The following is a 22,307-nucleotide window of genomic DNA, read 5'->3' as shown; positions in this document are numbered from 1 at the left end:
AAATCCCCCTTATTCTATCTCTATTAAATTAATAATAGCATAGAGTAAGAAAGATTGTAATTTTACCCGAAGGATTGAATATTGTATAAGTTATAATAACTACCTTTAGCTTGCATTAATTCTTTATGTGATCCAACTTCATCAATTTGACCATTTTGAATCACTACAATTTTGTCAGCGTGGGTAATAGTTGATAATCTATGTGCAACAATTAGTGTTGTTCTTTCTGAACTCAATATTTCTAAAGCATCTTGAATGATTTTTTCACTCTCTAAATCTAGCGCACTTGTAGCTTCATCAAGTACTAGAACTGGAGGATTATTAAGGAAGATTCTAGCGATTGAAACACGTTGTTTTTGTCCACCTGATAGTTTTACGCCTCGTTCACCAACTTCGGTATCGTAACCATTAGGTAAAGATACAATAAAATCATGTGCATTAGCTTTTTTACTAGCTGCGATGACTTCTTCGTCAGTAGCATCTGGTTTACCTAATAAAATATTCTCTTTTATTGAATCAGAGAAAAGAATATTATCTTGTTCAACCATACCTACTTGATTTCTAAGGCTTTCAGTCGTGAAATCTTTTACATTATGATTATCAATGCTGATACTTCCTTTAGTCACATCATAAAATCTAGGTAATAAACTGATCAAGGTGGATTTACCTCCACCACTCATACCTACAAAGGCAACTGTCTCACCTTTTTGAATATCAAGGTTAATGTCAGTAAGTACCTCGTCTTCATATTCATTGTATTTGAATGAAACATTTTCAAAAGAAATATGTCCTTCTTTAATGTTAATATTTTGTGCATCATCTTCATTTTTTACATCATACTTTTCATCAAACAAATGAAATACTCTATCCATAGAAGCGATACTTTGCGTTAAGGTTGTTGATGACGCAACTAATCTTCTTAATGGTCCATATAATTGTTCTAAGTATGCAACAAATGCAGCTAATGTACCTACTGTTAAATTACCTTGAATAACTAGTAGCCCACCTACACCTACAACGAGTAATGGTCCAATATCTGTAACAGTATTAATAACAGCGAAAGATTTAGCATTCCATTTAGTATGGTCAGTTGCTTTTGTTAAGAAGTTTTGGTTTCTTTTGTCGAATCTTTCTTCTTCATTTTTTTCTATAGCAAAACTTTTAATAACAGACATGCCAGAAACACGTTCATGTAAAAATCCTTGAAGTTCTGCTAAACTTTGAGATCTTCTTCTCGTAAGACTACGTAATCTGCCGAAGAAATAATAAATGCTAAAAATAAATAACGGGAATATTGCAATTGCTGTAAAAGTAAGTTTGACATCTAGCACAAACATAATACTTAAAGCAATTACGATAGTAACTAAGTCTAACCAGACATTCATCAAACCAGTAAGAATAAAGTCTTTTGTTTGTTCAACGTCATTGATTACACGAGATATTATTTCTCCTGCTTTATTATTAGAATAGAATCTCGAGCTGAGTGCTTGTAAATGTGTATATAATTTTTTTCGAATATCATAGAGGATTTTATTTGATGTCCATTGCGCTAAATATTGTCTGAAATATTCTATTGGTGGTCTTAAAACCACAAAGATAAATCCCATAATTAACATCGCATAGGCCAATTTTTCTGTTTTTTGACCAACTGATAATGCTCCATTATTTATAACGTCATCAATTACATATTTTATTAATAATGGAAGCAACAACGGAATTCCAAATTTTAAAATCCCAATGATAATCGTACCTACAATATGCCATTTATATGGTTTAACGAATTGTAAATACCTTTTGATCATTTCTGTTCCCCCAATCATAGTCCAAACGAAACAGCCTAGCTATTGCTAGGCTGTTTCGTTTTCATTCTCATGAATTCCTTCTATCAATTGAATGAAATCTTTCTTGCCAAACTTTAATAAAATCTGGCGCAAACGGTCCCTTTTTACGTTCAATCCATTGTTGAAGAATATCAACATTTCTTCTCAGAATAACATCAATGTCTTTAGGATAATTCATTTGCTTCATATGCTGACGATATTCATCTTCGTCTAATAAATGATACTTTCCACTTGGATAAACTTTGATGTCTAAATCATAATCGATATATTTAATAGCTTCTTCATCACAAACAAAAGGTGAAGATAAATTACAATAATAATAAACACCATCATCACGGAACATACAAATGACATTAAACCAATATTCTGCATGGAAATAAACAATCGCTGGCTCCCTTGTTACCCAAGTTCTGCCATCACTTTCTGTTACGAGTGTTCGATTATTCCCACCGATAATAACATGACTCGTACCTTTAAGAATTGTTGTTTCAGACCATACACGATGTATATTACCATCATGTTTATAACTTTGTACTTTAATTACCTGGCCTTCTTTTGGTATGGATTCTTTGACCATGTTCCACACCACCTTTTAAATATTTACCAAGTTATTATATCATATTTAAATAAATAAGCTAAAATTATGTTTATTATTAATTTACTCATTTACTTTATTAAAAATTTTAGTCATGGAAGTTGAGAATGACAAACTATCTTTATCATCTTTTTTTATCCATTTATAAGGATGCTCAAAGTTATTTTTCTGAGTATATGCTCTATATATTTTCATGTTCCATGTCATGTGTGTAAATATATGTTTAGTTGTAAACATTGGTTCTTGTTGAACATCTATAACCGCTTCAAGTTCTTCCTCAATTGTATGTATGCTATCTTCAGCATCGAACATTGGAAATTCCCACATACCATTTAATAATTTTGTATCTCTTTGACGTACTAGAATTTCTCCGTCATTATTCGTTATATAGAGCACTGAATACTCAATAGTTTTTTTCTTCACTTTTTTCTTTTTAACTGGTAATTCAGATACTTGTCCTTTAGCAAATGCTAAACAATGGTTTTGTACTGGACACATTATGCATAGCGTTTTCTTAGGTGTACATATCGTAGCACCTAATTCCATCATTGCTTGATTAAAATCACCGGATTCGGTTTTTACAAATGGTTGCAACTCTTCTTCAAAATCTTTTTTCGTCTTAGGTAACGCTATATCTTGTTGATTGCAAGTTAACCTACTCCATACACGTAATACATTTCCATCAACAGCTGGTATAGGGTGATTGTAAACAATACTCATAACTGCTGCATTTGTATATGGTCCGACTCCTTTTAATTTTTTAAATTCATCTGGATTATCAGGAACAATTCCATTATATTCATTTTGGACTTCTTTAACTGCTTCATGAAAATTTCTAACCCTTGAATAATAGCCAAGTCCTTCCCAATATTTCAAAACATCTTCTTCTTTAGCATTACTCAATTCTTGAATTGTTGGGAATCTATCTATAAAAGCATTGTAATATGGTCTTACAGTATTTACTTGTGTTTGTTGTAACATAACTTCACTTAACCAAATGTAATAAGGATTATTGGTTTCTCTCCAAGGCATTTGTCTCTTATTTTCATGAAACCAGTTAAGCAAATCATCTTTGAATTCATTCTTTTCTATCATCTATGACACTACTTTCTTGTGAATTGCTTTCAGATTACCGTACTTATGATATATAATATATATCATATAGATTAAAGTAAAGTGGTGATTTTTATGGATACTGGTACACACGTTGTCATGGGTGTTGCTTTAACTGGTATTGCAACATTGGATCCTAATGTTACACCTACATTTGCCGCAGTGGCGACTGGTATAATGGTTGGTTCACAAATACCTGATATTGACACAGTTTTAAAATTTAAAAATAATGCTGTTTATGTTAAAAACCATAGAGGTATAACACACTCAATTCCTTTTACATTATTATGGCCCTTGATATTAACATTTCTAATTTTTGTTATTTTTCCAAATGTAGATGTATTGCATATTTGGTTATGGACACAGTTTGCTGTATTCTTTCATGTTTTTGTAGATATTTTTAATTCATATGGTACACAAGCACTCAGACCCATATCCAATAAGTGGATCCAATTAAGTATTATTAATACATTTGATCCTATTATTTTCGTTGCACACTTAATTGCCATTTTATTTTGGACACTTGGTGTTCATCCTGGATTAGCCTTTGGAACATTATATTTATTGTTAGCTTTTTATTATGTAGTCCGTTTCATGTTACAAAAAGCCATTAAGAATCAAGCACTAAAACAAATACAACAAGAGCATAATCCTGTAAAAATATTTGTTGCGCCTACAATTAAATTTATGGAGTGGCGTATAGCTATACAAACAGAAACACATGATTATGTAGGACGAAGTTATGGTCGAAATGTTGCTTTTAATGATGTATTTAAAAGACAATCATTTCCTAATGATCATATAATGGCATATGCAAAATATGATAAAAATTTAAGATCATTTTTAAGTTTTAGTTCTATTTATCGCTGGGAAGTTACTAGAATTGATAAAAAAACAACTGAACTTAGATTTATCGATTTAAGATATTTAAAAAATGGCCACTATCCATTTGTGGCAATATTGCATTTAGATGATGATATGAAAGTCACTACTTCTTATATTGGATGGGTATTTACCGAAGAAAAATTAATGAAAAAGCTAGAAATATAATAGACATAAAAACCCTCTCAATCCGACATTTATTGGATTGAGAGGGTTTTTGAATTTAATTAATTTACTAATATCAATATTCTATTCAAAGTATCTTGTTTTATATGCTCTATTAATATTTATCCAGAATAAGTAGATAAATGCTACTTCAAAGTAAAAGAGTATGTGATAAGGTAAGTTCGTGACTGAATCATTTCCAAGAATCATTGATTGTTGAAAACCATTAATAATATAAAATAGTGGATTCAATTTTAATACATTTACCCATACTGCATACATGTTATTAGGTACATACAAGATTGGCACGATAAACAGCAATAATATTAATAATCCGAAAACGACGAATCTAGCGGAATATAAATACTTACCAAGCAATCCAATAATAGAAGCAATTGGCACTAGTAAAATATAAGCCATAACTAAATAATAAAAGAAACCTAAATGATTGATTTCTATAATGTTAGTAGTACTTGTTGAAACAATACCTGTCAAAGTCACGACTATTAAGAACATAAGCATCGTTAATAACACTTGTGATGAGGCACCTACGTAATATGGTACTGACAACCGTTTGTACAATGCCCCTTGTTTTCTAACTGTCTTTTCAGAATTAAAGAGCGATAAAAATATCCACATATAAGCAAAAAGTCCTACTAATTTAAAATAAGAAGTTGATTGTTGCACATCTATTGCATCAGTAACGAACAGTTTAAAATAAGTAATTAATAATAGAAGTAACATAATAGCAAAAGCAGACAAATAATATTTATAATGATTTTTAACTTCAAAGAAGCAATATTTGATCATATGTGGAAAATGTTTAATATGCTGTTCAAATAATTCGTTCATAAAGTCCTCCTACAATTGAATAAATATCCATTTATTTTCTACTAAATCTGCTATCATATAACCGTCTTTTGATTTTACTACCCAAGTATCACTTGAAATATTAAATTTTTTAATTAACTTTTGCTTATCTTTAATATCAAAAGTAAATCCAGTTAATTCATTATCACTATTGAACACCATATGCACGTTTTGGCCTTCCATCTGCTCATTGAAACGATTTGATTTATCAGCATTTATCGTTTCTGAAACTTTCTTATGATCTTGATGCATAAAGCTATTATAAAAATCTATATAGTTTAAATAACTTCCATCAACATAGTCTTCTAATTCTGACCAGTCAACATCCTCATAAAGTCCTGCTGGATTAAAGTAATACAAATTGTTTTTCTTAGATATATATGCTTTATTATCTACTTCAAGTCTGTAGTTTGATTGATTCTCACCAGTAACATCTAAAAAGCTATACTGTGGAATTTTTACTTTATTTCCTTTTGATGAAGGTGTTAGTAAAGTATCATGCTTTAAAGAAAGTACATATGCTGATTTATCTATGTATTTAGGTTCACTATTCGTTGTAATAACTTGCTTCGTAGCTACATCTTTATCTGTCGGTGAACTTCCAACTCCTATAAACATAAAAAATGCTGCAAATACTGCTCCAATTATAAATGTAATAGCATATACTATTGTTTTTTCAATGGATTTCGGAATTCTACCATATTGATATTTACGCATCCTTTTATAACCTTCACCACGTGCTACAGGTAATTCTTGTTTATCGATTTTCCATTTTAGATCATATAATTCTTTTTGATTTTTGTCTTGAATTTGATTATATTTCATTTGATAATCACGATAAGCACCTAATACTTCATTTACGGTACCTTCTTTTCTTACTTGACCATACGTTAACCAAATAAGATAATTACTCATTTTTTCAATTGAATGTAGATGATCATCTATTAATATAGCTGCTCTATCGTATTCTTTTTGTTCATTCAAAAATTCATTGAATTTTTTTTGAAATGATTCATCTAAATATTGAATAATATTAGTGAAAATAGCTACTGTAGGTCTCATATACTTGGCAATACTAACTAATAATTGTGCATATTCTGTTTCGTTTATTTCTTTACAAGTCTTTATCCCTTTATCTGTTAACTTAGCAAAGCTTAAAATCTGCTTCTGAATTGTTGAGATATCTTCTAATTTAACTCCTGATAAGCTCAATGTCCGAATTACCAATTCATTAAGTGTTTGATGATCATTAGCTTTATGAGTAACGTCTGCTAAAAATGTTTGTTCTTTATTTGTTACTTTTCCTAAGTTAGGTGCAACTTCTTTAATCATCAGTTTACTAATCATTTCTTTACCTGATTCATGATCACCAATAATTCCTAGAACTTCACCTCTATATAAATGAACAGTTACATTCTTTAACACAATATTTTTATCTAAATGTTTTAATTTAAATAATGATTTAAATTTATTTTGTTGTTTATTTTCATAGTAATATTTAGTTGCGTTTACAACTCTTAGTAATATTTGCTGTGTCATTCTGCACCACCATTATAGTTGTAGAAGACTTACAGGAATGCCTTCTTCAATTTTTGAACCTTTTAATCTAAATCCCCAAGCAAATACGCCTTTAATACGTTCAACTTTAAAGTAACTCGGTGTGTCACCTACTAAACCATATACTTTTCCAATTTCAATTTTCGAAGTATCTACAAGGTAACTTTCTGCTATGAGCGCTTTTCTTTTATATACTTCATATTCATTAAGTATACCCATCATTTCTGATTTTCTCATCTTTTCCCTATATTCAGCGATTACATTTTTAAGTTCAAATTCATTCATTTCTACTAATTTCTTTTCGTTATTCATCTACAATACCACTTTCTCTTAATTTGTCATTAATCATATCAAATGTATACCCTTTTCTCACTAAAGCTTGAATGACATGAGATTTGAGTTCATATCCATTATATTTCTTTTGATATTTATTATATACCTTTTCTAAATCTTTCATCAAAATATTTTCTACATCATCAGATGTGGGTTCAATATTTAAATCAGTTAAATGCTCATTAATTAGTGAAAATGCATAGCCTCTTTGTTGCAAAGTTTGCACGATTGTTTGTTTAAGTCGATTTGGAGGCTGTTTCTTTTTTTGCATTATTTTTTTAGCAATATTAGGTATTCTATCTTCAGACATTTCCAATTCGAATTTTTCTTTATAAGTAAAAATCAATTCTGGTTCAAGTCCTTTTTCTTTTGCTACTCTTTCGAAATGGTCCGGACCTTTATCAGTTGTCTTTAATATTGTATTTTTTAGACTTTCAATATAATCTTCGTGGTTTATGTATTTATTTGATTTACAATAATCTATAACTTGAGAAATCAATTCTATGGAGTACTCTTTTTCTGCTAAGTATTTTTCAACTTCATGTGTCGTTCTTTTTTTATGTGACAAATATATAATTGCTTGATTTAATGCCTGTCTATATTGATCATAATCTTTTATTTCTTGCAACTTACTTTTAGTTATTTCTAAATCTTTCCTTAAGTTAAAGTAGATGTATGTAGCTTGATCAATACCCATTTCAAATTCATCATTAATAAATAAATTCAAACGTTCTTTATTTTTCTTCTGTACTTCTATTTTAGTAATTTTAAGCACTTTACATCCCTCCACACATATTAATAGGATACAATAAAACACACTGAGTTTAAAAGTTTAATCACTTAACTCAGTGTGTTTTATTATTGGTTTAATTCATTTATAGCTTGTGTATACTCAGAATCAGTAATATAGTTCTGTTGTTTCATTTTTTCTAGAGTAGTTTTTATTCTCGTCATATAACTATCACTTATATTGTTAATATCAAAGTTAGATGGTGCATTAACAACACTTGCTAGTATAGCACTTTGTAATACTGAAACTTGAGGTAAGTTCGGATTGTTTTTATCTACAGTTGCACCGAAGTAATAATTTGCAGCCTCTTCAATAGTATAATTATTTTCTCCAAAGTAAATATTATTTACGTAATAACTTAAAATATCATTTTTGCTATATTTACCTTCTACACGTTTCGCAACAAACATTTCTTTAACTTTTCTTGTTAATTGCGTTTCATTAGAGTAAAAATAATTTTTCACGACTTGTTGGGTGATGGTACTACCACCTTGTGTTAATTGTCCATTTTTCAAACTAACTGCAAGTGCTCTAGACACACCTCTTAAATCTATACCTTCATGATCGTAAAATCTTTTATCTTCAACGGCAACAAAAGCATTTTTAGTATAGTCAGGCATATCTTCAACTTGAACAAATGCTGATTTATCTTCTATTTTAACTAATTCATCTACATCAGAAGTTCTTGACCACATATACATTACTGCTAAATAGAATGCAATAACAAGTATAATTAATATTGCTATAAAGAGAAACACCTTTGATCCCCTTTTTCTTTTTCTCGGTTGTACAGGTTCTTGATAATAGTGTTGATATCGTCTATATTGAACTTCTTCTTGAGAATTAGGTTGTGGAATATCATTCTTTTTTTTGCTAAATAGACCCATCTTTATTCTCCCTTATTAGTATTTCTTACATCATTATAGCTTGTAATATGTATTTTAAACACTTCTTTTTACTTAAAATCATTAAAATCAGTCCAGAGTCTTATATTGAAGTATAACTTTTAGCCTATTCGGGTATACATTAAACATGAGGAGGAATTTTAAATGGCAAAAATTAAAGCAAATAATGCACTTGTACAAGTTTTAAAAAATTGGCAGATTGACCATGTTTATGGCATTCCTGGTGATTCTATAGATAAAGTAGTAGATGCCTTAAAAACAGAAGAAGATAACATTAAATTCTATGACGTTAGACACGAAGAGGTTGCCACATTAGCAGCAAGTAGCTATGCCAAGTTAACTGGCAAATTAGCTGTTGCTTTAAGTATAGGAGGTCCAGGAGCGATACATATGTTAAATGGTATGTATGACGCAAAAATGGACAACGTACCTATGCTTGTATTGGCTGGACAAACCGATTCTAAATTATTAGGCACAAAATATTTCCAAGAAGTTAATCTAACAGCTCTTTTTGAAGATGTAGCAGTTTATAATAAACAATTAGACTCTGCTGAAAATGTTCACGAAATTGTTGATGAAGCAATCAAGACAGCTTACGCTAAAAAAGGTGTAGCAGTATTAACTATTCCAAGTGATATTTTAGGCGAAAAAATTGAAGATAACGTACCAAGAGAAAAATATAGATTTGAAAATGCAGTAACTTTTGCTAAAGATGAAGATATCTCTAAAGCAGCAGAATTAATTAACAATAGTAAAAAACCAGTTGTGTTAACTGGTGCCGGTGCAAAAAACGCTAAAAATGAACTGTTAGAATTTATAGATCATATAGATGCACCAGGACTTATAACATTACCAGCAAAAGGTATTATTCCTGATAAGCACCCTAACTTCATGGGGAACTTAGGTAAAATTGGTACTAAACCAGCCTTTGAAGCTTCAAAAGATGCAGATCTCTTAATACTAGTCGGAACTAATTATCCATATGTAGATTACTTACCAGACAAAGATATCCCTTGTATTCAAATCGATATCAACAAAAATAATATCGGTAACAGATTTAATGTAGATGTAGGCTTAATAGGAGATACAAAAAATGTCTTAGCAGCATTAACTTTAGCAAGTAATAAAGTTGATGACCGTAAATTCCTTAAAGCCTGTCAGCAAAATATGAAGAGTTGGAATAAATGGTTAGATGAAGATCGTAATAATAAGAGTTTACCAATAAGACCAGAACTATTAATGTCAGAGATTGAAAAAATCTCTAATGATGACACTGTATTTTCTGTTGATGTCGGAACTTCTACAGTATGGAGTACAAGATATTTACAATTAGGTCATAATCATCAATTCATTACATCATCTTGGCTTGGAACAATGGGATGTGCCTTACCAGGTGTTATCGCAAGTAAAATAGCATACCCAGATAAACAAGCAATTGCTATAGCTGGTGATGGTGGTTTCGCAATGGTCATGCAAGACTTCGTTACAGCTGTTAACTATAAACTACCAATTATTGTAGTTGTACTTAATAACCAAGAATTATCATTCATAAAATATGAACAACAATCAGCCGGTGAACTAGAATATGCAATCGATTTAGGTGATATTGATTTCGCTAAATTCGCAGACAGCTGTGGTGGTATTGGTTATAACGTGGCCACTGTAGAAGATTTAGCACCAACATTAGAGAAAGCTAAACATGCAAATAAACCAGTTGTTATAAATGTAAAAGTAGATCCAGACGCTGCTCCACTCCCAGGTAAAATCATATGGGATGAAGCTAAAGGATATGCAAAATTTGAAATAAGAACAGCAATGGAAGAAAACAGACTCGAAAAAATGCCACCTCTTAAAACAATCATAAGAAGATTCTTCTAAATAAAGCAGTGCGGTTCACATGTGACGTGAACCGCACTTTTTTGTATGAGTCTAAAGTTTGGCTTTAGTGGCAGAATTCCGAATTGTGGTGCATAGGTTGCTCCGTTACGGACATTTCTCAGAATTATGTCCCTTACAGCATCTCTTACGGACATTTCTCGGAATTTTGTCCCTTACAGCACCTCTTACGGACATTTCTCAGAATTATGTCCCTTACAGCACCTCTTACGGACATTTCTCGGAATTTTGTCCCTTACAACACCACTTACGGACATTTCTCAGAATTTTGTCCCTTACAACACCTCTTACGGACATTTCTCAGAATTTTGTCCCTTACAACACCTCTTACGGACATTTCTCAGAATTTTGTCCCTTACAGCACCTCTTACGGACATTTCTCAGAATTTTGTCCCTTATTTTCAGCTATTTTAATCAAGAAAGTAATTTTTATTTCTCTTACCAATGTAGGAAAATATTTGATCACATAACCTTCTGATAGTCTTGTCATTTCCCCCTCCTAACCACCAAATTGCTTCTGAAATTGTGAAACTGTCTTGTTTTAAATACCATAATTCTTTCAAGTTATATTCGTATACAAATTTCTTATCCATTATTGATTCGCAATACATACAAGTACATTTTTGTCTTTTATGTTTTATCTTTACTGTAAACATATGGTTACATTTTGGACATTTAATTCCAGGTTTTATGTTTTTAAATGGTAATGTAATGCTTTTATAGTATTGATTATCAAAACTATTTCTTTCTGCTAATAGCTTTTGTTTTATTTTTATATTTTCTTCTGGATTTTGATTTGAAAAAAGTTGATTTATAATGCCTAATTCCGAGGGTAAGATGATTCTTTCTTTATAAGGGGTTGGATTTTTGAAGTTGAAGTAAGGGTTTGTAAATACTAGTTTAGATATAATGGGTCTATCTATCTCGAGATATTTACACAGGTTATGAAATTCATTCTTTGCTCTTTCGATTTGAATTAATGGTGATATGATAGAATTACCATAATTATTTTTAAAGAAGGTATCTTCCAAGTAATAAATGCCTTTATAATTTTTGATTTCGAATAAATATATTGCTCGATCATCAATAACTAACATATCAATTTGTACTTGGTTATTTAATGTAAATTGAAAATCATTTATATAAACGATATGCTCCATACATTTCAAAATAGCGTTAAAATATCTTTCACCATCATTTCCACTAGATTTATTTTGTACTTTGTTAAATAAATTGTCGCTTAATTCAGCACGTCCTATTATTGATTTTAAATATTTTTCATCTTTAATTATCTCCATAATTCGTACTCCTTTTCATATTATAAAAAAATTATATAATATGAAATACAAAAAAACCACCCACCATAAAGGTGAGTGGCAATCAAAAGCATCTATTGTAGCAATGCAAGTGATTCGCGGTTAAAGTCTTCTAAGTCATCTGGAGTTCGACTTGTGACGATGCCTTTGTCAACGACTACAGATTCGTCAACGACTTTAGCACCTGCATTTTGTAGATCTTTACGAACTGATAAGAAACTTGTTACAGTTTTTCCTTCTAATAAATCAGTATCTATTAATAATTGAGGTCCGTGGCAAATTGCGAATGATGGTTTTTCATTTTGTACGAAATGTTTAACAAATTCACCAAAACGACCTTGTTCATCTCCACGTAATAAGTCTGGTGAGAAACCGCCAGGAATTAAGACTGCATCATAATCTGCAGCATTTACTTCATCTATACCTAAGTCTACTTTAACTTTTTCGCCTTTTTTACCAGTGATTTCTTTTCCTTTTTCTTCACCAACAATGACTACTTCATGTCCAGCGTCTGTTAATGCTTTTTGTGGACTCGTTAATTCAACATCTTCAAATAAGTCAGTTACAACTGCTGCTATTTTCTTACTCATAATATCAATCTCTTCCTTTCATAATGATTCTAATACTTGTATACCACTTATGAAAAGTTTTAAACGTATGTTTTATATACAACTCATCATTTTAAATACCTTTTTTTGAAAAAAGTAATTAGTAGTTAGCATTTAATCATGCATAGATTGTACTTTTTTCTCTAGTTCGTCTAATAAAGCAATCCATTCATCAACGTCAGACACTTCCATATCTTCTGGGTTCATTGCTTCCATCTCATCTAAAAATTCAGATAATCTTTGTTTAATTTCATTGAGTGATGTTTTTTTACTCATTTAAATACTCCTTTTATTTTTAATAATTTTATTATGAATGATTACAAGTATAAAAACAATCATAAAACAGTATTGGAAAATCTATTCACAAGTGGTACGCTCATAGATAGGAAAAAATTCAGAAAGAAGGATATAGCATGATATACGACTTAAAAAGTCCTATCTCAATTCAAAATGATCCATGGGAAGCTTACAATGATATAGATCAACATGGTTCATTGCAATTAAGCAATATAGAATTTACTACAACAACACTATGCAATATGAGATGTGCTCACTGTGCTGTTGGATATACTTTACAATTACGAGATCCAGATACTTTACCAATGGAACTTATTTTAAAAAGATTAGATGAAGTACCTCATTTAAAGACAATTTCTATAACTGGCGGAGAGCCAATGTTTAGTAAAAAATCAATTAGAGAAACCGTCGTACCACTTTTGAAATATGCTCATAAAAGAGGTATATATACGCAAATGAACTCTAACTTAACTTTACCGTTAGATCGTTATTTAGAAATTGCTGAATATATAGACGTTATGCATATTTCTCATAATTGGGGAACAATTGATGAATTCAGTGAAGTTGGATTCCACGTTATGGATAAAAAACCACCTTTAAAAGCAAGATATAAACTTTATGAACAAATGATTCAAAACTCAGCTACTTTGTCAGAGCAAGGTATGTTTGTATCTGCTGAGACGATGTTAAATAAAAGTACAAAACCATATTTACATAAAATTCATAACGAGATTGTCCATGATATGAAGTGTAGTAGACATGAAATTCATCCAATGTATCCATCAGACTTTGCTAGTCAATTAAATATTATGAGTTTAGATGAGATGAAAGAAACGATTCATGAAATACTTGATTTTAGAAATGAAGATACTTGGATGTTATTTGGTACGTTACCTTTCTATCCTTGCTTTATGAATGAATCAGATCAAAATTTATTATCTAGATTAAAAGATGCAAAAAATGTTAGCTTAAGAAATGATCCAGATGGAAGAAGCCGTCTAAACGTTAATGTTTTTTCAGGTGACGTAATCGTTACAGATTTCGGAGATGAAACAGGTTCAATCGCAAATATTAAGCAAGATAAGTTAGAAGATGTTTATCAAACATGGATGAATTCATCTTTAGCAAAATCTTTAAATTGCCATTGCCCTAAAGTAAGATGCCTTGGTCCTAACTTACTTGTAAAAGATATGTATTATAAAGATGTAGACTTTAAAGCAAATGAATTAAGAATGAATCAATAACCATTATTGAAAGTGTAAATCACTTCATAAAAAAACGCTCAATCTGTAAAGTATTTCAACAGATTGAGCGTTTTTTATGTCCTATATTAGATATATAACTTCGTTGACATAAAGTCTAACGTTTTCTTACTTTCATGTCTTCTTTCATGACGTAGTTTAACTCTTTCTTTTGCGCTTTCATAAAACCATTTCTCATCTTCTGATTCGGGATAAATAGCAGGTACTTTTGCTTTTTTACCTTCTTTATCTAAAGCTACAAATGTTAAAAAGCTATAAGCTGCTAAATGTTTTTTATGATTTATATTATCTTCACTGATTACTTTCACACATATTTCCATTGAAGATGTTCCAGCGTGTGTAACGAATGACACTAACGAAAGTACTTCACCTGTTCTAATTGGTTGTAAAAAATCAACTGAATCTGTAGAAGCTGTAACAACTGAGTTCCCACTATGTCTCATCGCAGCTATAGCAGCTATTTCATCAATTTCAGCCATTAATTTACCACCAAACATTGTATTATGATGATTTGTATCTTCTGGAAAAATTTGTATTGATTTAACACTTCTTGATTTTTTCATTGCTTTTTTTTCTTCCAATTTAATAACCCCACTTGTTGTTTACTTATTTACTAATAATAATTAGAGGCTGAGACAATTAATTTGTCCCAGCCTCACCAACACTTATTTTAATGATAATGTTCCTCATCATCAAAAACTTTCTTTTCTAGTGCTTCTTCAGCAGTATCAATTCGTACAGATTCTTTACTATCGAATGTAACAACTAGATACATCATTAATGCTCCGCCAAATGTAAATATTGCGAACACAAATGCAATCATAACACTCCATTCCATTGGTGTACTCATGATATCCCCTCCTTTGAATGACTAACTATAATGACCTTATTTATCTATATTATACATGATGTAATCTTAAATGGCTATATATTAAAATGCCCAATTACCATCTCTAAATAATGGCTCTTTCACACCATTTTCTAATACGCCATCTATAGATAACGATTTACTTCCTATCATGAAGTCAACATGTGTTGTAGAGTCGTTTAGTCCATTCTCTGCTAACTCTTTTGCTGACATTTCTTTGCCGCCTTCAATACAAAACGCATATGCAGAACCTAACGCAATATGGCAAGATGCATTTTCATCAAACAACGTATTATAGAATAAAGTATTCATATTTGATATTGGTGAATCTACAGGTACAAGGGCTACTTCACCTAATCTTTTAGCACCTTCATCAGTCTCTAGAATACTTTTTAAAATTTCTTCACCTACTCCAGCTTTGTAATCTACAACTTCGCCATTTTTAAAAGTTAATGTAAAATCATCAATTATATTACCAGAATAACTTAAAGGTAAGGTATTGCTTACAGTCCCATTAACACCATTTTTATGTGGGGCAGTAAATACTTCTTCTGTAGGCATATTAGCAACGAAGCTATTACCTTTAGAATTTATTGAACTTGCACCAGACCAATATTGTCCAGTTGGTAATTCAATCGTTAAATCAGTACCTTCAGATTTGTAGTGTAGTGATTTATATTTCTTTTGATTTAAGTAATTTGCTTTTTCATGTAATAATCGATCATGTTCTTCCCATGCTTTAACAGGATCTTCTTGATCAACTCGAACAGTTTTTAAAATTGTTTCTAGAAGTTTATTCACCGCTTCTTGATCATCTAATTCTGGGAACATCATTTTCGCCCAACCTACTGATGGGTATGATGCAACACACCAACTCATATGGTCACTTTGCACTGCTACCATATAATCTTTAAAGGCTTTTCCATTAGCAGCCATCGCTTTACTTATCTTTTTAGGATCTGCTTCTTTTAAGCTATCAGGACTTGATGAAATAATAGATAAAAATGCTGCTTTTCTATTTAAATAATCCATTCTTTCATCTATATCATATTGTTTAACGTCTTCGAAAAATTCTTCTGACTCATATTGATATTTCAATTGTGAAATTCTATCGTCTTTATATTTTACTTTAACGTCTGATGCCCCTACTTTATATGCTTCTTCAACAACTAAGTGAACAAACTCACTTGCATCGATTGAAGCTTGAATATATACAGGTTCTTTCTCCTGAACATTCAACCCGACTTTTACTAATAGTTCTGCATATTTTTGCAATTGCTTTTCAAATCCCATTTGTATTACCACCCTTTGACTATTTTCTAAGGTCTCCTAATGCTTGAGTAATTGCAGTCATTTCACTAGCTGAAATGTTTTTTCTAGACATGACCATAGTATGTATTTCCTTTAATTCATCTTTCTTTTCTTCAGGAATCGTATCTTTATTTAATACGCTTGTATTAACGAGCCTTAACTTGCCTTTTATATCATCTACCATTTGTTCAATTGATTCAGTCATCTTTTTATCATCCTTTCAAATTTAAGTTTAGCAAAAAGTACTTACAATTAAAACTACCAAACTCGTATATTCGCTTTACAATTAATATGAAACTTTTATACAATATATACAAATCGGTACATTAGGAGTGATTTATTATGGCAGTACAAGATATCCTTTCATGGACTCTATTCGAACAAGTTGCTGTACCTGATAATATAAGTCAATATCTTGTTGATGGTGAACAAGCATATAGTGCATTCAAAACATTTAGAGACACAGCTGTATTTACTAATAAACGAATCATCATACGTGATATACAAGGTATTACAGGTAAAAAAATTGAAACATACTCTATACCTTATAACATCATACTCATGTGGTCTACTGAGAACGCTGGTAAATTGCTCGATTTAAGCGGTGAAATCACTTTATGGACGCGAGCTGGACATTTCAAAATTAAAATCGGTAGAAACTTAGATATTATGCCTTTTGAAAAGTTATTGTCTAATGCTTTATTATAATTTACAATTGTGTTTACATCTTTGAAATTATGGGAATGAATAGGATTAGTGATAATTTTAATGTATTAGTGCCTATATTCTCTAAATCAATAAATATTTATGATATGATATGTAGGTCAATGTTAATTTTAAAGTTATATATATGAAAGGGGAAAAACATTATGCAAAACAAATTAGTTCCTGCTATTTTAATAGGTGGTACTATTGGCGCAATTATCGCATTAGCTGATAAGAATACACGCCAATCATTATCTAACCAAGTTCAAAACGTTAAAGAAGGTAAAAGCTCTAAAGAACCTTCTAAAGTAAATCAAATTAAAGATGAAGTTCTATATTGGAAAGATGTTATAGAAGAAATTCGTCGTAAAAATCCAGAATTAGAACAATCAATTATGGATGCAAAAGATACATTCATTGAGAAAAAGAACGAAAGACAAATCTCAGGTCCAAATCATTCATAATTTATAGTAAAGACTAGGCTTATTCAAATATCCTAGTCTTTTTTAACATTATATTAAATTAGGAGAATTCTCATGGGAAATGATAAATCAAGTTCAAAGTTTTTAGAACAAGCTAAAAACTTTAAAGATGAACAAAAGAAATCTATAAAAAAAGAAAATTATATTCCACCACAGAGATTTGAATCGAAAACAGCTAAGAAAGATAACCAAATATTTTTCGTATCTAAAATTAATAAACCAGCAAAGTTCACTAAAGATGGAAATATATTATCTACATTAATTTATAGAATAGGTAAAGATAATGCTACTGGATTAGCAGCACAACTATCTTATTATTTCTTACTTGCATTATTCCCTACTCTTATTTTTATTTTGACGTTAATTCCAATATTCCAAGTTGATCCTGACACTATCACAAAAATGATTTCAGATAATGCACCAGGAGATACAGCTTCACTTATAACTGGAATAATTGATGACGTCATGAGTAATGCGAGTGGCGGACTATTCTCATTTGGTTTAATTGCAGCATTATGGTCAGCCTCAAATGGTATGACTGCCTTGATGAATGCATTCAATGTTGCATATGATGTTGAAGATGGGAGAAATGCAGTTGTTCTAAAAATCATGAGTGTATTCTTCACAGTTATCATGGTGGTAGTCTTTGGTATTGCTATTGCATTACCTATCTTCGGTCAACAAATAGGTAATTTATTATTTGGACCTTTAGGATTAGAATCTGAACTACGTTGGGTCTTTAGCTTAATAAAAGTTGTGCTACCACTAATAGTTACGTTTATCGTATTTGTTACACTTTATGCGTTAGCACCTAACATTAAAATTAAAGTATTATCCGTAATTCCTGGAGCAGCTTTCACTACAATTGTGTGGCTTGGTTCAAGTGCACTTTTCGGATTATATGTAAATAACTTTGCGAACTATTCAAAAACATACGGTAGTATCGGTGGTATTATTGTACTTATGCTTTGGTTATTCCTAACAGGATTAATCGTAATTATAGGTGCAGAAATTAATGCTGTATTACATCAAAAGAAAATGCTTAAGAACGGGTCACCGGAAGAACAAGCATTTAATAACTTAACAGAAAATGGTGAAATGACTAATGCCTCTATTGAATGATATATTAGAATTTAACAAAACTTTTGTATCCAACCAAGAATACAAAAATTTTATTACAACAAAGAAACCAAACGCTAAAGCAGTATTATTAACTTGCATGGATACTCGATTAACAGAACTATCTACTCGTGCATTAGGATTTAAAAATGGTGATGTGAAAGTTGTTAAAAATGCAGGAGCTACAATTTCACATCCCTATGGGTCAACAATGCGTAGTTTATTAGTTGCGATTTATGCACTTGGTGCTGAAGAAATCATAATAATGGGTCATAAAGATTGTGGAATGGGTAATTTAGATGTTGATTCAGTAATTGATACTATGAAAAGTCGTGGTGTTACCGATAATACATTGAATACGATAGAACATTCTGGCATTGATATTCAACAGTTCTTAAGAGGCTTTGATGATGTCACACAAAACGTACAATCTAATATTCAAAAAGTTTATAACCATCCATTATTTGATCAATCCGTTCCAATTCATGGATTCGTAATTGATCCGCACAATGGTGATTTAGAAGTCATTCAAAATGGATATGAATTCACAAAATAATGCATAGAGGCTGAGACAATTTAATTTGTCTCAGCCTCTTTTCTTATAGGATGCCTATATTTACACAAGTCAAAAGAAGTGTAACTATAGATACCCTTGCTCACACAAGTTAAAAGAAGTGTAACTATGGATATCCATGCTCACACAAGTTAAAAGATGTGTAACTATGGATACTCATGCTTACACAAGTCAAAAGAAGTGTAACTATGGATACCCATGCTCACACAAGTCAAAAGAAGTGTAACTATGGATACCCATGCTCACACAAGTTAAAAGATGTGTAACTATGGATACTCATATTTACACAAGTCAAAAGAAGTGTAACTATGGATATCCATATTCACACAAGTCAAAAGAAGTGTAAAAACTTATACAAGAAAAAGAGCAGAAATTCAATTTTAACAATGAATTTCTGCTCTTTTAAATATATAGTATATTTGTCCAGCCTATGTTTCCTATGATATTAAGTTATGTTGAAATGCATAAATAACAGCTTGGGTTCTATCTTGAACTTCTAACTTACTAAGTATATTACTTACATGTGTTTTTACTGTTTTAATTGTAATATGAGATGCACTTGCTATTTCTTGATTTGAATACCCTTTTGCAATTAATAGCAAGATTTCCATTTCACGCTCAGTAAGCATTTCAAATAATTCTGCTTTTTGGTTCATTCTATTACGCATTTTCACTAAAACTTCTGGTTCAAATACTGATTCTTTGTTGTATGTTTTACGTATTGCATTTGCAATGTCATCTGCAGAAGTTGTCTTTAATATATAACTATCTACACCTGCATCTAAAGCTTGGTACACTTCACTATCTTCAATGAAACTAGTTAGCATAACAATTTTAACTCTTGGTTGGTTTTTCTTTATATGTTCTGTAGCTTCAATACCATTCATATCATCCATTACTAAATCCATTAAAATAACATCGGGTTCGAGTTGTTCGGCTTTTTCAATGCCTTCTCTACCAGAAGCAGCTTCCCCTATGACTGATATATCTTCTTGAGTAGATAAATAACTGGAAATACCTATACGAACCATCTCATGATCATCTACGAATAATACTTTAATTGTCATACTGTTCCTCCTTATTATTTGGTACCTTAACTTCAATACGTGTTCCCGATTTAGGCATTGAAATAATATTTAGAGTTGCTCCAATTTCTAATGCGCGTTCGTTCATTGTATTTAGACCATAACTTTGTGAATCTCTATTCGACGTATCAAATCCTATTCCGTCATCTTGTATACGTAATATAACATAATCACTCGTTTCAATTAACTCGATTGAGACTTTTGAACCTTTAGAATGACGCAATGTATTTGAAATTGCTTCTTGTGTAATTCTGAAAAGATGGTCTTCTGTACCTTTTGCAATATCTATATCTTCTATGTCATAGACAACTTTCATAGGGATTTTTTGTTTTAAGTCTATTACTAAATCTTTTATTCCTTCACCTAATGATTTATTTTTAAGTCCTAATGGTCTTAAGTGTAATAATAAGGCTCTCATCTCTAATTGAGAATCTTGTATCATTTTTTCTAATAAATCAACTTGTTTGGAAAGTGGTTCATCAAGATTTGAAGATTTAATAGCAGAAAGCATCATACTAGCAGCAAATAATTGCTGACTCACTGAATCATGTAACTCTCTTGCTAATCGTTGTCTTTCATCTTCTATAATTTTTTTTACGACTGAGTCTTTCATTTGATACGATTCATTTATAATTTTTTGTGACTTCAATCTCAAAGTATAAAGCTCTTCATGAAGTGGTATCAAAGTGTGGTAAATTTCCAATGTTTCTTGGTGTAAATCTATTTCATGATTATTTACGCCTAATATTTCACCTTGTATTGATCTTTCTATTTGTTCTTTTATCCAATGATGTTGCTGATTAATTTTATAAGCTACAGCTGAACCTATAATAATACATAACAGGATGACAACTATATTTATAAATAAAAATGCAGGTACACCTAAAATTTGTGTGTAAAATATACCTTGAAAATATATGATATTAATAAATATACGATCTAAGAAAAATAATATACCGACAATTGTATATATAAGAATGAGCATTGACCCAATTATTCTAGTGTAGTTATTCATCGGAATATCACCTCAACATCACCCATAAATGTTGAGAAGAAAATATTAACTTTAAAAGTATTTTTATGACTGTTTTCTTCGTAATGCACAGTCTCATTTCTTACTCTATAAACTTGATCATTCATATACAACCTGCTGAATAATGCTGTTATATGGACATTCACATGATAATTATAAGGTACAATTATTTGTGTCTTACCAATATATTGTCTTACAACAATTACATTATTCTCGGACAAATTAGCAGCTAATGATAAATCTAATTCTATATCTCCAATTGCTTGTTGAATTTGTATATCTTCCCATTTATAAATGTAGTGAGGTGTTTTTTGTGGTGAAAACCATCTCTGTTTTATAAATGATTCATTTATATTTTCATTGGATGTATTTTCTACATGTTCCACTTTTAGCGGTTTTTTTCGATATATAATATATCTTACTACTAAAAAAATGAGTGATAAAAATAAAATGGCAAGCATATATGGATTAGAAAGTAAGGCATAAATTAATAATATAGCGCCAATCCAAAATATAATTAATCCTCGTAATTTATGAAAATATAAATAACCTACATAAATAAAAATAATCCCCATTACTACGACAAGTAATAATCCTATTTTTTCAAAGAAAATATAGTAAATGTTCGACAACAGAATTAATACAGTGAGTATAATTAACAATTCTGTTGATATAAATTTATTCTTCAACTTACCACCCC

General features: G+C 30.6%; 25 protein-coding genes. 7 read left to right on the top strand and 18 right to left on the bottom strand.

Annotation, left to right across the window (positions count from 1 at the left end):
- Positions 1–62 precede the first annotated feature (62 nt).
- The 3 genes from LQ609_RS07720 to mutY all read right to left on the bottom strand — a co-directional run bounded on the left by LQ609_RS07720 (position 63) and on the right by mutY (position 3,531).
- Complete coding sequence (locus tag LQ609_RS07720) at positions 63–1,802, bottom strand: ABC transporter ATP-binding protein (protein WP_078358486.1); 1,740 nt, start codon at positions 1,800–1,802, stop codon at positions 63–65.
- A gap of 67 nt (positions 1,803–1,869) precedes the next feature.
- A complete protein-coding gene (gene ntdP / locus LQ609_RS07715) occupies positions 1,870–2,418 on the bottom strand; it encodes a nucleoside tri-diphosphate phosphatase (protein WP_078358485.1) in 549 nt (182 codons plus the stop codon).
- Between the two features lie 81 nt (positions 2,419–2,499).
- A complete protein-coding gene (gene mutY / locus LQ609_RS07710) occupies positions 2,500–3,531 on the bottom strand; it encodes an A/G-specific adenine glycosylase (protein ID WP_078358484.1) in 1,032 nt (343 codons plus the stop codon).
- A gap of 93 nt (positions 3,532–3,624) precedes the next feature.
- Between mutY and LQ609_RS07705 the strand changes: the two genes are divergently transcribed.
- Positions 3,625–4,599 carry a metal-dependent hydrolase gene (locus tag LQ609_RS07705; RefSeq protein WP_107509723.1) on the top strand — a complete coding sequence of 325 codons (975 nt, stop codon included), beginning with the start codon at positions 3,625–3,627 and terminating at the stop codon, positions 4,597–4,599.
- 81 nt (positions 4,600–4,680) lie between these two features.
- Here LQ609_RS07705 and LQ609_RS07700 read toward each other — a convergent pair whose 3' ends face one another.
- From LQ609_RS07700 to sgtB, 5 genes are all read right to left on the bottom strand, one after another.
- Entirely contained in the window at positions 4,681–5,448 is a 768-nt protein-coding gene (locus LQ609_RS07700; RefSeq protein ID WP_078358482.1) for an ABC transporter permease, read from the bottom strand.
- A gap of 9 nt (positions 5,449–5,457) precedes the next feature.
- Positions 5,458–7,005, bottom strand: coding sequence for an ABC transporter ATP-binding protein (locus LQ609_RS07695; protein ID WP_239734537.1), 1,548 nt, complete (start codon positions 7,003–7,005; stop codon positions 5,458–5,460).
- 12 nt (positions 7,006–7,017) lie between these two features.
- Positions 7,018–7,335 carry a YfhH family protein gene (locus tag LQ609_RS07690; RefSeq protein ID WP_078358480.1) on the bottom strand — a complete coding sequence of 106 codons (318 nt, stop codon included), beginning with the start codon at positions 7,333–7,335 and terminating at the stop codon, positions 7,018–7,020.
- Positions 7,328–8,131 (bottom strand): recombination regulator RecX, encoded by an 804-nt coding sequence (recX, locus tag LQ609_RS07685; RefSeq protein ID WP_078358479.1) that lies wholly within the window; start codon positions 8,129–8,131, stop codon positions 7,328–7,330. The genes LQ609_RS07690 and recX overlap by 8 nt, the downstream gene beginning before the upstream one ends.
- A gap of 83 nt (positions 8,132–8,214) precedes the next feature.
- Entirely contained in the window at positions 8,215–9,033 is an 819-nt protein-coding gene (gene sgtB, locus LQ609_RS07680; RefSeq protein WP_239734536.1) for a monofunctional peptidoglycan glycosyltransferase SgtB, read from the bottom strand.
- Positions 9,034–9,195: 162 nt separating this feature from the next.
- Here sgtB and LQ609_RS07675 point away from each other — a divergent pair, with 162 nt between their 5' ends.
- Positions 9,196–10,929, top strand: coding sequence for a pyruvate oxidase (locus tag LQ609_RS07675; RefSeq protein WP_078358477.1), 1,734 nt, complete (start codon positions 9,196–9,198; stop codon positions 10,927–10,929).
- A gap of 428 nt (positions 10,930–11,357) precedes the next feature.
- Here LQ609_RS07675 and LQ609_RS07670 read toward each other — a convergent pair whose 3' ends face one another.
- From LQ609_RS07670 to LQ609_RS07660, 3 genes are all read right to left on the bottom strand, one after another.
- Complete coding sequence (locus LQ609_RS07670) at positions 11,358–12,245, bottom strand: nuclease-related domain-containing protein (RefSeq protein ID WP_078358512.1); 888 nt, start codon at positions 12,243–12,245, stop codon at positions 11,358–11,360.
- Positions 12,246–12,337: 92 nt separating this feature from the next.
- Complete coding sequence (locus LQ609_RS07665; RefSeq protein ID WP_078358511.1) at positions 12,338–12,853, bottom strand: type 1 glutamine amidotransferase domain-containing protein; 516 nt, start codon at positions 12,851–12,853, stop codon at positions 12,338–12,340.
- A gap of 132 nt (positions 12,854–12,985) precedes the next feature.
- A complete protein-coding gene (locus LQ609_RS07660) occupies positions 12,986–13,147 on the bottom strand; it encodes an SE1561 family protein (protein ID WP_088369017.1) in 162 nt (53 codons plus the stop codon).
- 137 nt (positions 13,148–13,284) lie between these two features.
- Here LQ609_RS07660 and yfkAB point away from each other — a divergent pair, with 137 nt between their 5' ends.
- Positions 13,285–14,412, top strand: coding sequence for a radical SAM/CxCxxxxC motif protein YfkAB (yfkAB, locus tag LQ609_RS07655; RefSeq protein ID WP_078358510.1), 1,128 nt, complete (start codon positions 13,285–13,287; stop codon positions 14,410–14,412).
- Positions 14,413–14,498: 86 nt separating this feature from the next.
- On the opposite strand, the gene LQ609_RS07650 is transcribed toward yfkAB, so the two are convergent.
- From LQ609_RS07650 to LQ609_RS07635, 4 genes are all read right to left on the bottom strand, one after another.
- Positions 14,499–14,993, bottom strand: a complete 495-nt coding sequence (locus tag LQ609_RS07650) for an acyl-CoA thioesterase (protein ID WP_078358513.1) — start codon at positions 14,991–14,993, stop codon at positions 14,499–14,501.
- Between the two features lie 107 nt (positions 14,994–15,100).
- Positions 15,101–15,280 carry a hypothetical protein gene (locus tag LQ609_RS07645; protein ID WP_078358509.1) on the bottom strand — a complete coding sequence of 60 codons (180 nt, stop codon included), beginning with the start codon at positions 15,278–15,280 and terminating at the stop codon, positions 15,101–15,103.
- Between the two features lie 81 nt (positions 15,281–15,361).
- On the bottom strand, positions 15,362–16,591 hold the full coding sequence (locus LQ609_RS07640; protein WP_078358508.1) for an aminopeptidase: 1,230 nt from the start codon (positions 16,589–16,591) through the stop codon (positions 15,362–15,364).
- 19 nt (positions 16,592–16,610) lie between these two features.
- Positions 16,611–16,814, bottom strand: coding sequence for a DUF1128 family protein (locus LQ609_RS07635; protein ID WP_078358507.1), 204 nt, complete (start codon positions 16,812–16,814; stop codon positions 16,611–16,613).
- 137 nt (positions 16,815–16,951) lie between these two features.
- On the opposite strand from LQ609_RS07635, the gene LQ609_RS07630 reads away from it, so the two are divergent.
- The 4 genes from LQ609_RS07630 to LQ609_RS07615 all read left to right on the top strand — a co-directional run bounded on the left by LQ609_RS07630 (position 16,952) and on the right by LQ609_RS07615 (position 19,471).
- Positions 16,952–17,317, top strand: a complete 366-nt coding sequence (locus LQ609_RS07630; protein ID WP_078358506.1) for a PH domain-containing protein — start codon at positions 16,952–16,954, stop codon at positions 17,315–17,317.
- 161 nt (positions 17,318–17,478) lie between these two features.
- Entirely contained in the window at positions 17,479–17,778 is a 300-nt protein-coding gene (locus LQ609_RS07625; protein ID WP_078358505.1) for a YtxH domain-containing protein, read from the top strand.
- Between the two features lie 72 nt (positions 17,779–17,850).
- Positions 17,851–18,918, top strand: coding sequence for a YihY/virulence factor BrkB family protein (locus tag LQ609_RS07620; protein WP_078358504.1), 1,068 nt, complete (start codon positions 17,851–17,853; stop codon positions 18,916–18,918).
- Positions 18,902–19,471: a beta-class carbonic anhydrase gene (locus tag LQ609_RS07615; RefSeq protein ID WP_107509732.1), complete on the top strand. Its 570-nt coding sequence runs from the start codon at positions 18,902–18,904 to the stop codon at positions 19,469–19,471. The genes LQ609_RS07620 and LQ609_RS07615 overlap by 17 nt, the downstream gene beginning before the upstream one ends.
- Positions 19,472–19,926: 455 nt before the next feature.
- Here LQ609_RS07615 and LQ609_RS07610 read toward each other — a convergent pair whose 3' ends face one another.
- From LQ609_RS07610 to liaF, 3 genes are read right to left on the bottom strand one after another with little or no spacing between them, the layout of a single operon-like run.
- On the bottom strand, positions 19,927–20,556 hold the full coding sequence (locus LQ609_RS07610; protein WP_078358502.1) for a response regulator transcription factor: 630 nt from the start codon (positions 20,554–20,556) through the stop codon (positions 19,927–19,929).
- Positions 20,546–21,589, bottom strand: a complete 1,044-nt coding sequence (locus tag LQ609_RS07605; protein WP_078358501.1) for a sensor histidine kinase — start codon at positions 21,587–21,589, stop codon at positions 20,546–20,548. The genes LQ609_RS07610 and LQ609_RS07605 overlap by 11 nt, the downstream gene beginning before the upstream one ends.
- On the bottom strand, positions 21,586–22,296 hold the full coding sequence (gene liaF / locus LQ609_RS07600; RefSeq protein WP_078358500.1) for a cell wall-active antibiotics response protein LiaF: 711 nt from the start codon (positions 22,294–22,296) through the stop codon (positions 21,586–21,588). The genes LQ609_RS07605 and liaF overlap by 4 nt, the downstream gene beginning before the upstream one ends.
- Between the last annotated feature and the right edge of the window lie 11 nt (positions 22,297–22,307).

This window comes from Mammaliicoccus sp. G-M28 (genome assembly GCF_022386595.1).
Classification (GTDB): Bacteria; Bacillota; Bacilli; order Staphylococcales; family Staphylococcaceae; genus Mammaliicoccus; species Mammaliicoccus fleurettii.
This window is presented reverse-complemented; position numbering and strand designations above follow the sequence as displayed.

What these genes read in the sequence shown, in the direction of transcription:
- LQ609_RS07705 (WP_107509723.1), top strand. Translation starts at nt 3,625, where the DNA reads ATGGATACTGGTACACACGTTGTCATGGGTGTTGCTTTAACTGGTATT.
- LQ609_RS07720 (WP_078358486.1), bottom strand. Translation starts at nt 1,802, where the DNA reads ATGATCAAAAGGTATTTACAATTCGTTAAACCATATAAATGGCATATT.
- sgtB (WP_239734536.1), bottom strand. Translation starts at nt 9,033, where the DNA reads ATGGGTCTATTTAGCAAAAAAAAGAATGATATTCCACAACCTAATTCT.
- LQ609_RS07620 (WP_078358504.1), top strand. Translation starts at nt 17,851, where the DNA reads ATGGGAAATGATAAATCAAGTTCAAAGTTTTTAGAACAAGCTAAAAAC.
- LQ609_RS07700 (WP_078358482.1), bottom strand. Translation starts at nt 5,448, where the DNA reads ATGAACGAATTATTTGAACAGCATATTAAACATTTTCCACATATGATC.
- LQ609_RS07660 (WP_088369017.1), bottom strand. Translation starts at nt 13,147, where the DNA reads ATGAGTAAAAAAACATCACTCAATGAAATTAAACAAAGATTATCTGAA.
- mutY (WP_078358484.1), bottom strand. Translation starts at nt 3,531, where the DNA reads ATGATAGAAAAGAATGAATTCAAAGATGATTTGCTTAACTGGTTTCAT.
- LQ609_RS07670 (WP_078358512.1), bottom strand. Translation starts at nt 12,245, where the DNA reads ATGGAGATAATTAAAGATGAAAAATATTTAAAATCAATAATAGGACGT.
- yfkAB (WP_078358510.1), top strand. Translation starts at nt 13,285, where the DNA reads ATGATATACGACTTAAAAAGTCCTATCTCAATTCAAAATGATCCATGG.
- LQ609_RS07615 (WP_107509732.1), top strand. Translation starts at nt 18,902, where the DNA reads ATGCCTCTATTGAATGATATATTAGAATTTAACAAAACTTTTGTATCC.
- LQ609_RS07675 (WP_078358477.1), top strand. Translation starts at nt 9,196, where the DNA reads ATGGCAAAAATTAAAGCAAATAATGCACTTGTACAAGTTTTAAAAAAT.
- LQ609_RS07665 (WP_078358511.1), bottom strand. Translation starts at nt 12,853, where the DNA reads ATGAGTAAGAAAATAGCAGCAGTTGTAACTGACTTATTTGAAGATGTT.
- LQ609_RS07690 (WP_078358480.1), bottom strand. Translation starts at nt 7,335, where the DNA reads ATGAATAACGAAAAGAAATTAGTAGAAATGAATGAATTTGAACTTAAA.
- LQ609_RS07635 (WP_078358507.1), bottom strand. Translation starts at nt 16,814, where the DNA reads ATGACTGAATCAATTGAACAAATGGTAGATGATATAAAAGGCAAGTTA.
- LQ609_RS07605 (WP_078358501.1), bottom strand. Translation starts at nt 21,589, where the DNA reads ATGAATAACTACACTAGAATAATTGGGTCAATGCTCATTCTTATATAT.
- LQ609_RS07640 (WP_078358508.1), bottom strand. Translation starts at nt 16,591, where the DNA reads ATGGGATTTGAAAAGCAATTGCAAAAATATGCAGAACTATTAGTAAAA.
- LQ609_RS07650 (WP_078358513.1), bottom strand. Translation starts at nt 14,993, where the DNA reads ATGAAAAAATCAAGAAGTGTTAAATCAATACAAATTTTTCCAGAAGAT.
- LQ609_RS07695 (WP_239734537.1), bottom strand. Translation starts at nt 7,005, where the DNA reads ATGACACAGCAAATATTACTAAGAGTTGTAAACGCAACTAAATATTAC.
- LQ609_RS07630 (WP_078358506.1), top strand. Translation starts at nt 16,952, where the DNA reads ATGGCAGTACAAGATATCCTTTCATGGACTCTATTCGAACAAGTTGCT.
- LQ609_RS07610 (WP_078358502.1), bottom strand. Translation starts at nt 20,556, where the DNA reads ATGACAATTAAAGTATTATTCGTAGATGATCATGAGATGGTTCGTATA.
- LQ609_RS07645 (WP_078358509.1), bottom strand. Translation starts at nt 15,280, where the DNA reads ATGAGTACACCAATGGAATGGAGTGTTATGATTGCATTTGTGTTCGCA.
- ntdP (WP_078358485.1), bottom strand. Translation starts at nt 2,418, where the DNA reads ATGGTCAAAGAATCCATACCAAAAGAAGGCCAGGTAATTAAAGTACAA.
- LQ609_RS07625 (WP_078358505.1), top strand. Translation starts at nt 17,479, where the DNA reads ATGCAAAACAAATTAGTTCCTGCTATTTTAATAGGTGGTACTATTGGC.